Here is a 13987-nt window from a genome sequence, read left to right as displayed (position 1 = left end):
CGCGTCCTCCAAACCTCAGTTAAATCTCCATTTCATGGCAGTGCTGACTAAATGACGCTATCAGTGAACAGCAGCGTTAAAGCTGCTCCGGTTACGGTCTCTGATTTCCATTCTTGCAAGCCCGGTCTTGATATGATAAAATAGCTATCATAGGTTAAACGTCAAAGTTAACGCTAGACTTGTCAATCTCAAATCAATATTCTATTTTCAGAAGTTTCAAGAACATCACAGCATTATTCCAACACACAGCATTTAAATTATGATAAAGGAGGCCTTATTTTTGTTCAGTAAAATTAACAGTTTCGGGGTTCACGGCGTGGAAGGGTTTCCGGTTGCGGTGGAGGCCGATGTCAGCGACGGACTGCCCGGCTTTATTATGGTGGGGTTTCTTTCCGAAGCGGTCAGGGAAGCACAGGAACGCGTCAGGACGGCTCTTAAAAATGCGGGGATTCATCTGCCGCCGAAAAAGGTGATGGTAAATCTGTCGCCCGGGGATATAAGGAAGGAAGGGACGGCCTATGATTTGGCAATTGCAGCGGCAGTGCTCTGCTGTCTTGGGGAGGCGTCAGAGGCCGGGCTTGAGAAGTCGGCTTTTATCGGGGAACTGGGTCTGGACGGCTGCGTAAAGCCGGTCAAAGGCGTGCTTCCCCGTGTATTCGCAGCCGCAGGACAGGGGATACGGCGTATGTTTGTCCCTTCAGAAAACACGGCGGAGGGAACGGCCGTAAAAGATATTGAAATAATAGGCGTTAACAGCCTCAGCGAGCTGGCCGGCATCCTGAGCGGGCGTATAGAAGCCGCAGGCCATTGGTTTGATGAGGCGATGTTCCGGGAAGAGGACAGACTTTCTTATCCGGTAGACTATGATGAGATGCTGGGACTGCCTACGGTCCGGCGCGCCTGCCAGGCTGCGGCAGCCGGACGGCACAACATCCTGTTTATCGGACCTGCCGGGACAGGCAAAACAATGGCGGCCAGGAGGCTGCCTACTATAATGCCCCCTATCACGCTGGAAGAAAGCATCGAGGTATCTAAAATCTACAGTATCTGCGGGCTGTTAAAAAAAGAAGAGCCGCTTATCCGGGCCAGGCCGTTCAGGAGCCCGCACCACGGTATCACTGCCCAGGCGCTTGCCGGGGGAGGGAGGAACCCCAGGCCGGGGGAGATATCCCTGTCTACACACGGCATTCTGTTTCTCGACGAGCTGCCTGAGTTTCCGGCCGCCCTTCTGGACCTTCTGAGGCAGCCGATGGAGGAACGGATGATTACCGTAACAAGGCTGAACGGGGCGGTGGAGTTCCCGGCGGATGCGATGGTGGCGGCCGCTATGAATCCATGTAAATGCGGCTTTTATCCGGATCTGGGCCGCTGTACCTGTACGGAGACACAAATCAGGCGGTATCTGAGCCGTATTTCAGGCCCGTTTTTAGATAGGATTGACATTGGCGTTGAGGTACCAAGGCAGGCTCAGCCGTTTGTAACAGGAAAAAAGAGGGGAGAGTCATCCGCTTCCATGAGGGAGCGGGTCATGGCGGCAAGGCAGATTCAGCAGGAGAGATTCAAAGGGGAGGAATGCAGGTTTAACAGCCAGATGGGGAAACGCCAGATTGAGAACTGCTGCGGCCTGAAAAAGTCGGATGAACGTTTTCTGAACGATGTTTTCAGGGCATACGGACTGAGCGCCAGAGGATGTGAAAAGATACTGAAAACAGCCAGAACCCTGGCGGATTTGGACGAGAAGAAACAAATCGGCAGGGGACACCTGGGGGAGGCCGTCTCATTCAGAAGCTTTGAAAAGAAATACTGGGGCTTCAAGTTTTGAAGGGACGTGTCCGTGAATTAACAATAGCGCGGAGAGGGAATATATGGAGAGAACATCAGAAATGAGAGCGGAAGCTAAAAGAGAAGCAGTATTAAAAAAACGGGGGACATCGGTGCCGGACGAAAGAGAAAAGGAATACCTCTACTGGCTTTGCAGGGTAGACGGAATCGGAGCGGTGAAGTCCGGAAAACTTTTAGAATATGCCGGAAGCTTTGAGGAAATATATAATATGAAGAAACAGGTTCTGGAAACACTTCCCTTCCTGAGAGGACAGGACGCAGAGCATATTCAGGAGGCAAAAGCCCTCTTTGAGAAGCGCTGCCGTGAGTACAGGGAATTGAGAAAAAACGGCATCCGTTTTATCATGGCCGGAGAGCCGGAATATCCGCGGCGTCTTGAGAATATCTATGATATGCCGATGTGGCTTTTTGTAAAAGGCGATCTGCCGAAAGAACACCTGCCGACTGCGGCGGTTATTGGCGCCAGAAGCTGTACGCCCTACGGACGCCAGGTGGCGGAATATATCGGGAGGATTCTGGCGGAAAACGGGATACAGACTGTGAGCGGACTTGCCAGCGGTATTGACGGAGCCGGCCACAGGGGGGCTGTAAAGGCACAGGGAGCCTCATATGCTGTTTTGGGAAGCGGAGTTGATAATTGTTACCCGAGAGAGAATCTGAGCCTTTATAACGCGATTCTGGAAACGGGAGGCGTTATTTCGGAATATGGGCCGGGGGAGAAGCCGGCGGCCCGCAATTTTCCTTTGAGAAACCGGATTATCAGCGGGCTTTCCGATGCGGTAATTGTAATAGAAGCGAGGAAACGCAGCGGTTCCCTGATAACGGCGGATATGGCTCTGGAGCAGGGGAAAGAGGTCTTTGCCGTTCCCGGACGTGTTAACGACCCGTTAAGCGAGGGATGCAACGGACTGATTAAGCAGGGAGCCGCACTCTTACAAACACCGGAAGATATCCTTGATTTTTTCAGAATAGATTGTAAAAATTGCCTAAAAGTCATGAAAAAATCGGTAAAGACGCTTGCCAAGACGGAAAAAATGTTGTATAGTTGCTTAGATTCACAACCGAAACATGTAGAAGAACTGATAAAAATAAGTAAACTGCCGTCAGGGGAATGTATGGCAGCACTTTTAAGACTTGAAATGGACGGATTCATTATGCAGCCTGTCAATCAATATTATATAAGGAAATTGGAGTAGGAGTTTGTTATGTCAAAAAGTTTGGTAATTGTAGAGTCGCCGGCAAAGGTGAAAACAATTAAAAAATTTCTGGGAACGAATTATGAGGTGGACGCGTCTGGCGGACATGTAAGAGATTTGCCTAAGAGTACACTGGGAATAGATTTGGAGAATGATTATGAGCCGAAGTATATCACCATCAGAGGTAAGGGGGATATACTTGCGAAGCTTCGCAAAGAGGTAAAAAAGGCAGATAAAATTTATCTGGCAACTGACCCGGACCGCGAAGGCGAAGCGATTTCCTGGCACCTGGTAAAAGCGTTGAAGCTCGATGAATTAAAGGATAAGAAGGTATACCGTATCAGTTTTAATGAGATAACAAAGAACGCGGTTAAGGCATCCTTAAAGGAACCGAGAGAGATTGATATGAATCTGGTGGACGCCCAGCAGACGCGAAGGGTTCTGGACCGTATGGTGGGCTATATGATCAGCCCCATTCTCTGGGCTAAGGTTAAGAGAGGGCTGAGTGCGGGACGTGTCCAGTCCGTAGCTCTCAGAATGATCTGTGACAGGGAGGATGAGATTAACTCCTTTATCCCGGAGGAATACTGGAATCTGGAGGCAGAACTTAAGGTCCCCGGCTCTAAGAAGAAGCTCACGGCCAAATACTACGGCGATGCAGACGGAAAAAAGGCGATTCATAACAAAGAGGAACTGGATCAGATACTGAGCGGGCTGGAGAACCAGCCGTATGAGGTAAGCGAGGTGAAGCTGGGAGAGCGCACCAAGAAGGCGCCGATTCCATTTACGACAAGTACCATGCAGCAGGAGGCATCCAAAGCCCTGAATTTTTCCACACAGAAAACGATGCGTCTGGCCCAGCAGCTTTATGAGGGCGTGGATATAAAGGGACACGGCACAGTAGGCCTTATCACTTATCTGCGTACCGATTCCACCCGTGTGGCGGCAGAGGCCGATACGGCGGCCAGAGAATTCATTAAAGCCCAGTACGGCGGCCAGTATGTGGCGGCAGAGGCGGCGGCCAAGAAGTCGGATGTCAAGATTCAGGACGCGCATGAGGCGATCAGGCCGACCGACATCGCCCTGACACCTGTTCTCGTCAAGGAATCTCTCTCAAGGGATTTATTCCGTCTATATCAACTGATTTGGAAACGCTTTACTGCCAGCCGGATGCAGCCGGCGGTATATGAGACTACATCCGTAAAAGTGACGGCGGGAGAGCATATCTTTACGCTGGCCGCTTCCAAGGTGAAATTCGACGGTTTTATGTCAGTCTATGTTCAGGAAGATGAGAAAGAGGAGAATAACGTTCTGACGGAAAAGCTGGAGAAGGGGATGGCACTGAATCTCATCGAACTCGACAGCAGCCAGCATTTTACGCAGCCGCCGGCCCATTACACGGAGGCATCTCTTGTAAAGGCCCTGGAAGAGCAGGGGATAGGACGGCCGAGTACTTACGCCCCGACCATAACGACTATTATTGCGAGGCGCTATGTTGCAAAGGAAAACAAGAACCTGTATGTCACGGAGCTTGGAGAGGTCGTCAACGGAATGATGATGAAGGCCTTCCCGACGATTGTAGACACTGCGTTTACCGCTAACATGGAATATCTACTGGACAGCATCGGAGACGGAAATGTACCGTGGAAGACCGTTGTTGAGAACTTTTACCCGGATCTTGCGGAAGCTGTGAAGGAAGCGGATGCAAAACTTGATACTGTCAAAATTGCGGATGAAGTTACGGAAGAAATCTGTGAACTTTGCGGCAGAAACCTTGTTATCAAATATGGTCCCCACGGAAAATTCCTGGCTTGTCCCGGTTTTCCTGACTGTAAAAACACCAAACCATATCTGGAAAAAATCGGCGTTAAATGCCCGAAGTGCGGCAAGGAGATTGTCATCCGTAAGACGAAAAAAGGCCGTAAATACTACGGATGCGAGGATAATCCGGATTGTGATTTCATGTCCTGGCAAAAACCGTCCACAGAGCAGTGTCCGGAGTGCGGCAGCATGATGGTGGAAAAAGGAAGCAAGCTTTTGTGTACAAATGAGGCCTGTGGATTTGTCAAAACGCTTCATGAGCGACCCTAATTATTAAAAAAATTGAAAAAACCAGAAAAACTCTTGTTATTAATCTGAAATCGTGTTAAAATTTGTACATGATAGCAATAATTTCTAACGATACAAAGATTAAGCGAAGGAGGTAACTGGTAATGAGTGTTCAGTTGTTGGACAAAACAAGAAAAATAAACAAATTATTGCATAACAACCATTCTCACAAAGTTGTCTTTAATGACATCTGTGAAGTGCTTGGCGAAATTCTCGAGTCAAACATCCTTGTAATCAGCAAGAAGGGGAAAGTACTGGGGGTTGCAATTTGTCCTGGAATTGATGAGATAGAAGAGCTGATCGCAGATCAGGTGGGCGGCTATATCGACGGTATGCTGAATGAGCGCCTTCTCAGTGTTTTATCCACCAAAGAGAATGTCAATCTTGCGACACTGGGATTTGCAGAGGAGAATGTCAGGAAGTATCAGGCTATCATTACTCCAATCGACATTTCCGGAGAGCGTCTTGGAACGCTTTTCATCTACAAAGCAGATGCGCATTATGACATTGATGACATTATTTTAAGCGAATACGGCACCGCGGTAGTTGGACTTGAGATGATGCGTTCCGTAAATGAGGAGAATGCAGAAGAGACCAGAAAGATTCAGATTGTGAAGTCCGCTATCAGCACATTATCATTTTCAGAACTGGAAGCAATCACACATATTTTCGACGAACTGGAAGGCAATGAGGGTATCCTGGTTGCCAGCAAGATTGCAGACAGAGTAGGCATCACCCGTTCTGTCATTGTCAATGCCCTGCGTAAATTCGAGAGCGCGGGAGTCATTGAATCACGTTCTTCCGGTATGAAGGGAACGTATATCAAAGTATTGAACGATGTCGTATTTGATGAACTTAAGACTTTGAAAGCAGAAGCACCTGGCTCAGCGCGATAAGACAGACCGAAAATCCGAGATAAGACAGACCGAAAAAAGACTGAGTGAAAACTTGTATAAAATGAGCGAGGGAAAAAGAAGAAAGACTTTGAGAGAGGTCTTTCTTTTTTGTTCTCTTTTCAGGGAGAAGTTGCTTGGGATATAGCGCAATGGACAGGAACATCTGGTTCCGAGTGCGCAGATCTGAAACACGCTGGACAGATCTGCGCACTTGCTGTGATGACAAGCCGGACCGTCAAAATGGTCCGTATGCGGTCTTCACCGCATAGATAAGGAACGCGAAGGCAATCAGGCACCACATGCAGAACAGCGGCAGTAAATACCGGATCCATTTTCCGTAAGGCGTTTTGCACATGGCAAGCGCCGCCAGGATTTCGCCGCTGGTGGGCGCCAGCACATCGGTAAAAGTGGAGCCCATCTGAAACGCCAGCACCGCAGTCTGGCGGGTGACACCCAGCATATCCGAAAGAGGCGCCATCAGGGGCATGGTAACTGCGGCCTGTCCTGAGCCGGAAGGGACGAGAACATTTAATACATCCTGCAGGATAAACATGCCGCAGGCCATAATCGAAGGCGGAAGATTATTCAGCAGACCTGAGAGGGCATATATAATGGTATCCATAATATTTGCACTTTTCAGTATTACTATGGCGGCGTTTGCCAGTCCGATCATGACACAGGGGAACAGCATGTTGGTGCAGCCCTTTAAAAATTCATCACAGATTTTGCTTGGCTTCAGGCCGCCGACCAAGCCGCCCAGTATTCCTATCGCGAGAAAAATAGCCGACAGCTCGTCAATATAATATTTCTTGACAATAATCCCGTATACCGTATAGGCAATACCGCCTACGAAAACAATGAGTACCAGTTTGCACCGTGTCGTAACCTTAGGCATATAATCAATATCAATTAAATGTTCATGGGCATGGAGCATATCATACTCATACACGGAGCTGGACTGCGGATTCTTTTTTACCCTGTAGGCATGCCACATGACATAGAGAATACTGACGGTCAACAGACAGACAAACAGGACGCTCCTTAGCGCTATCCCTGAAAAAAGCGGAAGACCAGCTATACTCTGGGCCACGCCGACCGTAAATGCATTTGTCATGGCTCCCCCGTATCCGGCCGACGCAGCGCAGAAAATGATGCCGACGGCGGTAAGGGAATCAAAGCCCATCGTAAAACAGCATGCCAGCACTAAAGGCACAAATGCCAGAAATTCCTCAAAGTTGCCACAGAAGGCGGAGCCGCATCCGAATATAATCATGCAGATTGGAATCATCAGAAGTTCCCTGCCCCTTGTTTTCCTGATTACATTGGCCATCCCGGCATTAATTGCACCGGTTGCGTCCATAATTGCAAAAGTGCCTCCGATAATCAGCAGGAAGAAAATAATATAGGCGGCATTCTGCATTCCCTGTGTCACCGACATCAGCACAGCGAATACGCTGACAGGAGTCCTGGCCATATATTGAAAACTGCCCGGATCCACAACCTCCCCTCCGGTGGCCGCGTTCGTCACACGGGCAAAAGAACCGGCCGGGACAACATAGGAAGCAATTGCACACAGAAGGATAATCACTACAAGGAATATCATTGGGTTCAGGGCCTTTAATTTTGGCTTTTTATTTAAGCCTCCCGGGTCTCTGTCCTTCTCACCGGCTTCCTTATCTTTTAAATCATTCATATCTTTATCCATTTTGCTTTCCTTTCCCATGTATATGGCTCTCAATACAACTCGGCTAAAAGTGTGCATAAATACTTATAAAACCTTCTGACGGAAGAGATCCCCACGCACTCCGACGGGGAATGGAAATTCCAGCAGTCCGGCCCCAGCGCGATAGCGTCCAGAGATGGTCTTGCATCAAAGAAGTATCCCACCTCGAGTCCCGCATGAAGCGTCAGGACGGCAGGCTCTGTTCCATAAGTCTTTTTGAATACCTCAATGGCTTTGTCACGGAATTTTGACTGGGGCCTGAACTGCCAGCTTCCGTATTCCAGGGTCGTGGTACAGTCCGCCCCCAGAAGTTTTGCCAAACGCGATATTTTGTCATAAACAAAATATTTCAGGCTGTCTTTAGCCGAGCGTATTTCAAATACAAGCTGAAACGACTCGCTGTCCATATGTAATTCGCCCATATTATCCGATGTGTCAACCAATCCGGTAAGCATTTCATTCATCTGGCAGATCCCATCCGGCGCCAGCAGAATCAAATTAATAATTTTCTCTGGAGCAACCAGAAATTCTGCTGCCGGGGCTTCTGTAACTGAGATGCAGAGAGAGGATGAGGTTGCCTGAAGTTCGTTCCGAAACATCTCCTGCAGTTCCTCCGCCAGCTTTTGCAGTTCCTTAATATCGGCCTCCCCCAGGCTGATATCGGCCTTTGCCTCCCGCGGTATAGCCAGACGGCAGGTTCCTCCTCCGGCGGCTGAAATCCCGTATGCAAACCGTTTTTCTGCCGCAGCGAGAAACCTTCCGAGCAGGAGATTGGCATTGCCCCGTCCTCTGTGGATATCCTCCCCGGAATGGCCTCCTTTCAGCCCGTATATCCTGACAGTACAGGTCTTCCATCCTGTTTTCAGTTTCTCCGGCTTGATTGGAAGAGTGATAACGGCATCCATCCCTCCACAGCTCCCGCACAGGATTTCCTTGTCGGAAGCGTGATCCAGATTGATCATGCGGTCTGATTCCATCCAGGAGGTATCAAAATTGGCCGCCCCTGTAAAATCAGATTCCTCCGCCACCGTAAACAAAACCTCAAGCCGTGGATGAGCCAGGGTTTTATCCTCCAGCACCGCCATTGCACAGGCAACCCCAATCCCATTGTCGGCTCCAAGTGTTGTCTCTCCGCCTGTCGATATCAGGTCTCCTTCAATCATCCATTTGATTGGATCCTTTGTAAAATCGTGATTTACCCCCTCATTCTTTTCACAGACCATGTCCATATGCGCCTGAAGCATGACTGGAGACGCGGCTTCGTACCCGGCGGATGCCGCTTTACGGATAAAGACATTGTTTACCGCGTCCTGCTTTGCCTTAAGCCCCTGATCAAGCGCCCAATTTAAGATAAAGTCGCTGACCGCTTTTTCATTGCCGCTTTGACGTGGGATCCGGCAGAGCTGGGCAAAATAGAAAAATACCCGCTCCTTCAATAGCTCTTCTTTTTCTTCATTCATTTTCTCTTTTTCATTTTTCTCATCCATAAAAACCTTCTCCTTTCTGCCCGGCTAAATTCCTTTGAGTAACTGCTGCGTTCATCCTGACTTGGAAAAACGGTTACTCATTGCATTCTGAATCAGCCATTTTTTAAACAGTGTTTGATTTGTAATCATGATTATAAAACTCCTTTATGAGTCTGTCAAATTTGATATTTAACAATTTTTGTGCATTATTAATAATATTAATTTTAATATAACTGTTTTTTCTGACTGTTTTATATTTTTTCTTATGGGAATAATTAAAGTTCCTACATTTTAAGCAATTTCTTATGTAACCTTAACTATCCGTTAACACTGGTTTATAGAAGTTCTTTATTCCGAACGATAACCTGGATGCACCGCGTACAGGTCACCGCCATCAACAAAAAAATGCTGGAAGTGTGCTTTTTTGCACACCCCAACATTCAGTATGGATTTAACCAAAAATCATAAATTATTGTGGAAAGCTTATCGGGATTCTCAATATTAACTTCATAGCCGGAATTGCTGAGAAAGAGGAAAACGCGCTTACAAATGTCTTCTCAGTGTACTTCGTCCGATATTTAACCGCTTTGCAGCTTTGGATTGATTCATGTTTTCTTCACGGAGCACCTGGTTGACAATACGTTTTGTGATATCATCCAGTGTTCCCTCCAGTGAGATCCCGCCGGAGGTGTGGCTGGGATTATCATCGGTCTCATATTTTTTAAGGACATAGGCGGCTTCCTCTGCCGTAATAAGAGAGGATTTTGCATACATAATTAATTCCTGTATAACAGTCTTCATCTGATAGAGATTATCGGTCCAGTTAAAATCCTGCAGTACCTTCAATGCCTCCGGTTCAAAGGCAATAGCCTGTTTCACCATCTGAGAATTAAATTCGTTTAAGTAAAGCGAGGCCAGATTTGGAATATCCTCTCTGCGGTTATTGAGAGATGGGATGGTAATAACCAGGGCATGAAGGATATAGATGATCTCATTTTTAAGATCACTTTTTTCAAAGGACGAGGAAATTCCGGGAACATAAGAAAATACCAGTTGATTTCTTTTATTCAGCGCTGTATTGCAGATTAAGAGGAACAGCTGTTCCAGCTGCTCTTTATTAAGGTGATGGATATCCTTGATAAAAATCGTATATCCGGCCGAAAATAAAGGGGAATCCTCGTGGTTGATCAGATATTCCCATTCTCTTCCTTCGGCAAATCTGCAGTCAATGATTACCATGGGCCTGTTTTTCCTTGTATCCTTCTGATGCAGGAAGAGCGCGAAAGAATCCTTGCCGCTCCCACGGGGGCCGGTGATAAATACCGGCCTCTGAAAAAACTGAAACGATTTAATCTCATCTAAGGATACCTTGAGGGAAGGACTAAGGGTGTAAAAGGTTCTTTGGCTTGCAAAAGGAGTATCCGTATTGTTGTAGTAGCGGAGCAGTCCGCTGTCTTTTTTTCCGTTATCGATGATTTTAAAATAAAATACAGCAAACAGCTGCCCGGAAAGCCGCCTTACCTTTCCATGAATCAGGAAACGGTTGTTTTCAATGGTTTTAACTAAGTGAAGTTCCTTTTTTTCATACAATGAGGCAACCGATTTTTTCAGGACGTTTTTAAATTTGGTATTTTCCAGCCGGCTTGCGTAAAGCAGGTTCTCATCCTGATCGTAGACCGCCGTGCCCTCATCCATGCCGCAGATCAGATCTTTGTAAAAATCACGGTCCCTTTTCAGGAGAAGCTGTTCTTCATAAAGAGACAGGCTGTTGTTAAGAACTGCATCCACACTTTCAGGGCTGGTGGTGATTAGCATGGTTTGAAGACCGATGCTTTTGGCTGTCTGTGTGGTGACAACATCCCCCACAATCATATTATAACCGGCATCCTTCAGACCGTTCAGCTCACTTTCTATTTCATCCGTTGATTTGAGGGTGAAAATATCAAATTCATAGCGAAGAATATCCTTTAGTATGATGGCATAGTAAATGATGCTGTGAAATCCCACAACGGCAAACCGTCCATTATAATTCTGCGCCAGACGGATTGTTCTCAGAACATCATATATGGATATGCCGACATCTAACACATGTCTCCCGCATGCCTCCCGGATCATCTTGCAGGTATATCCGCGTGAGATTATGATATCATAGTCATTCATGGAAAGCGTCTTTATAAAAGAGACAGCCTTTGTTGTATCACTTTCATAAGCAGTCAGTTCGATGTTATCAAATTTCTGCGCCGCTTCCTCAAAGAGTTTAACCAGGCCAATATAAGGGGCAATAACCAGAATTTTTACACGATTGTTAGAATCTGTCATGATGGAATCCCTCCTCTCTAAAATGAAATTGTATCATTATGATACAAGTATAAAATGAAACGGGAGAATTGTCAAGATATTAACGAGTAGAAATGATAAAAATACAGTATTGTATCAAAATAATACAAAGTAAATCAAAAATATCCTTTTATTTTGCACGGTTGAATGTAATAATTAGTATCATAAAAGAGCAAAGCGCGCGTTGCCGGAAAAAATAACGATTAAACTATAGGAGGGATTATTTTGAAAGCAGCATTTGTAACTGGAATTGAAAAGGTAGAGATAAAAGAGATAGACAAGCCGGTCATCTCAGATACGGAGGTGTTAATTAAGACAAAAACTGTGGGGGTATGCGGTTCCGATCTTCATTTGTTCAGGGGAACTCATCCATTTCGTCATGCGCCTGCTATCCTGGGGCATGAAATCGCAGGGGATGTGGTGGAAATAGGCAGTAAGGTTACGAATATCAAAGTTGGTGACAGGGTGACAGTGGAGCCGCAGGTAGGCTGCGGTGAATGTGAGATGTGTAAAAGAGGCCTTGTAAGCCTGTGCTCAGGGAAAAAGGTTCCTGGAACTCCTGAATGGATTGGTGCTTTTTCCGAGTATTTCAATGCAGATGAAAAGACAGTTTATAAACTGGCCGATCAGACAAGTTATGAGATGGGAACTCTCGCAGAACCGCTTGCGGTTGCAGTCCATACGGTTAACCATGCAGAGACCAGAACCGGCGGACTGGTCATACTTGGAGCCGGGACGATCGGCCAGCTGATTCTGGCGGTTGCCAGGAAACGGGGCTATAGTCCCATCATCGTTACGGATACGGCAGCGTTTAACCGAGAATTTGCCGTAAAGCATGGTGCCGATGCAGCATTGGATCCCGTTACGGAAAATATTCCCGAAAAAGTAAAGGAGATGACGGGGGGCAGAGGAGCCGACCTCGCAATTATTGCCGCAGGCGCGGATAATATTCTGGATCAGGCCTGTGAATGTGTACATAAATGCGGAGAAATAGGCATTGTAGCCATGATAACCAATAAGATACCATTTTATTGTTATTCGGTCGTATTTAGTGAATTAAAGATTTACGGAGCGATGTGCTATGAGTCCGGAGATTTCGCTGAAGCCATGGAAATGATTAATACGGATCTGGATCTGACGGATTATGTGACCCAGGAGATGGATGGTATTGAGAAGACGCAGGAAGGACTGGATATTCTCAGCCGGAAAAAAGAAGATGTGGTTAAGGTATTGATAAAAATAGGAGAATAAAACCTGATATAACTAAGGGAGGCTTTATATGAAAAAAAGAATGTTGGCCGGTATGATGGCTTTTATCATGGCTGGGATGCTGACTGCCTGCGGCAGTTCCTCATCTGTATCAGAATCGGCAAAGAGCGGGGAAGATAAGGAAAATAAGACGAATACAGGCAGTGCGGAGGATGGAAATAGCGGCAGTGCTTCAGTTGTACTGAAACTGGGACATATCCAGTCGGAGTCGGATCTATGGAATCTGGGTGCCGTCAAGTTTGCCGACCGCGTGTCGGAGCTGTCAAACGGGGATATAATGATTGAGATTTATCCCAACAGTACCCTGGGCGGTGACCGGGATATGGCAGAGGGGCTCATGATGGGAACCGTTGATATCTCACTTATTGCAGGAGTTTTAAGTAATTTTGACGATACCATATCGGTTCTGGAGATTCCGTACTTGTTCCGCAGTAACGAGGAATTTGAAAAGGTTATTTATGGAGACGTCGGAAAAGAGATTGCGGCTCATGTTCTGGATACATCGGGAATCCGTATTCTGAACTGGTGGGAGAGAGGCCCGCGTCTTATTACCTCCAGTAAGCCAATCAACAGTGTAGCGGATATGAAGGGACTGAAGATAAGAATCCCGGAGATTAGTGCCATGGAACAGGTATTCAGCGCGTGGGGAGCAGCCGCTACAACCATGAGCTGGTCTGAGGTATATCCGAGTCTTCAGCAGGGAGTCATAGAAGCACAGGAAAATCCGATTCCATTCTTCTATTCAGGTTCAATATATGAAGTTAATAAATATATTGCCAACACCAACCACAAATATGAGTATGTGACTATGGCCATGTCGGATACGGCCTATTCCAAACTGTCGGAGGAGCAGCAGAAGATTATCATGCAGGCGGCTCAGGAAGCGACGGAATATGAGAACCAGGAGACGAAACGGGTAACAGAGGAAAACCTTAAGGATATGGTGGAAAATCAGGGCGTTACCGTCACTGATCCTGACATTTCCGGATTTATCAAAATAGCGGATGAGGTTGCCCCGAAGTATGCCAAAAGCATCGGACAACTTGATTTATATAACAAAATTCAGGAAACTTTAGGCCGCTGATCATGAAAATTCAGGGCGGGTGCCAAAATGCGTCAGTGCTGTAAAAACTGATACCCGCCCCTGAA

General features: G+C 46.8%; 9 protein-coding genes. 6 read left to right on the top strand and 3 right to left on the bottom strand.

Annotated elements, in window-relative coordinates:
- Nucleotides 1-280 precede the first annotated feature (280 nt).
- The 4 genes from CLOSYM_RS08615 (at nt 281) to codY (ending at nt 6043) form a co-directional block, all read left to right on the top strand.
- Entirely contained in the window at nt 281-1822 is a 1542-nt protein-coding gene (locus CLOSYM_RS08615; RefSeq protein WP_044902277.1) for a YifB family Mg chelatase-like AAA ATPase, read from the top strand.
- A gap of 43 nt (nt 1823-1865) precedes the next feature.
- The gene (gene dprA / locus CLOSYM_RS08610; RefSeq protein ID WP_003506898.1) at nt 1866-3038 is read left to right on the top strand and encodes a DNA-processing protein DprA; all 1173 of its coding nucleotides are present in this window, start codon (nt 1866-1868) and stop codon (nt 3036-3038) included.
- 9 nt (nt 3039-3047) lie between these two features.
- Nucleotides 3048-5129: a type I DNA topoisomerase gene (gene topA / locus CLOSYM_RS08605; RefSeq protein WP_009298158.1), complete on the top strand. Its 2082-nt coding sequence runs from the start codon at nt 3048-3050 to the stop codon at nt 5127-5129.
- A gap of 122 nt (nt 5130-5251) precedes the next feature.
- Nucleotides 5252-6043 (top strand): GTP-sensing pleiotropic transcriptional regulator CodY, encoded by a 792-nt coding sequence (gene codY / locus CLOSYM_RS08600; RefSeq protein ID WP_003506902.1) that lies wholly within the window; start codon nt 5252-5254, stop codon nt 6041-6043.
- 235 nt (nt 6044-6278) lie between these two features.
- On the opposite strand, the gene CLOSYM_RS08595 is transcribed toward codY, so the two are convergent.
- From CLOSYM_RS08595 to CLOSYM_RS08585, 3 genes are all read right to left on the bottom strand, one after another.
- A complete protein-coding gene (locus tag CLOSYM_RS08595) occupies nt 6279-7748 on the bottom strand; it encodes a YfcC family protein (RefSeq protein ID WP_227072725.1) in 1470 nt (489 codons plus the stop codon).
- A gap of 29 nt (nt 7749-7777) precedes the next feature.
- Nucleotides 7778-9253: a beta-Ala-His dipeptidase gene (gene pepD, locus CLOSYM_RS08590; protein ID WP_021641822.1), complete on the bottom strand. Its 1476-nt coding sequence runs from the start codon at nt 9251-9253 to the stop codon at nt 7778-7780.
- A 522-nt stretch (nt 9254-9775) separates the two neighbouring features.
- Nucleotides 9776-11551, bottom strand: a complete 1776-nt coding sequence (locus tag CLOSYM_RS08585; protein WP_021641821.1) for a sigma-54-dependent transcriptional regulator — start codon at nt 11549-11551, stop codon at nt 9776-9778.
- Between the two features lie 243 nt (nt 11552-11794).
- Between CLOSYM_RS08585 and CLOSYM_RS08580 the strand changes: the two genes are divergently transcribed.
- Both CLOSYM_RS08580 and CLOSYM_RS08575 read left to right on the top strand, forming a co-directional pair.
- On the top strand, nt 11795-12820 hold the full coding sequence (locus CLOSYM_RS08580) for a zinc-dependent alcohol dehydrogenase (protein ID WP_003506911.1): 1026 nt from the start codon (nt 11795-11797) through the stop codon (nt 12818-12820).
- Between the two features lie 28 nt (nt 12821-12848).
- Nucleotides 12849-13922, top strand: coding sequence for a TRAP transporter substrate-binding protein (locus CLOSYM_RS08575; RefSeq protein WP_021641819.1), 1074 nt, complete (start codon nt 12849-12851; stop codon nt 13920-13922).
- Nucleotides 13923-13987: the final 65 nt, after the last annotated feature.

The organism is [Clostridium] symbiosum ATCC 14940 (assembly GCF_000466485.1).
GTDB lineage: Bacteria > Bacillota > Clostridia > Lachnospirales > Lachnospiraceae > Otoolea > Otoolea symbiosa.
This window is presented reverse-complemented; position numbering and strand designations above follow the sequence as displayed.

What these genes read in the sequence shown, in the direction of transcription:
- dprA (WP_003506898.1), top strand. Translation starts at nt 1,866, where the DNA reads ATGGAGAGAACATCAGAAATGAGAGCGGAAGCTAAAAGAGAAGCAGTA.
- topA (WP_009298158.1), top strand. Translation starts at nt 3,048, where the DNA reads ATGTCAAAAAGTTTGGTAATTGTAGAGTCGCCGGCAAAGGTGAAAACA.
- codY (WP_003506902.1), top strand. Translation starts at nt 5,252, where the DNA reads ATGAGTGTTCAGTTGTTGGACAAAACAAGAAAAATAAACAAATTATTG.
- CLOSYM_RS08595 (WP_227072725.1), bottom strand. Translation starts at nt 7,748, where the DNA reads ATGGATAAAGATATGAATGATTTAAAAGATAAGGAAGCCGGTGAGAAG.
- pepD (WP_021641822.1), bottom strand. Translation starts at nt 9,253, where the DNA reads ATGGATGAGAAAAATGAAAAAGAGAAAATGAATGAAGAAAAAGAAGAG.
- CLOSYM_RS08585 (WP_021641821.1), bottom strand. Translation starts at nt 11,551, where the DNA reads ATGACAGATTCTAACAATCGTGTAAAAATTCTGGTTATTGCCCCTTAT.
- CLOSYM_RS08575 (WP_021641819.1), top strand. Translation starts at nt 12,849, where the DNA reads ATGAAAAAAAGAATGTTGGCCGGTATGATGGCTTTTATCATGGCTGGG.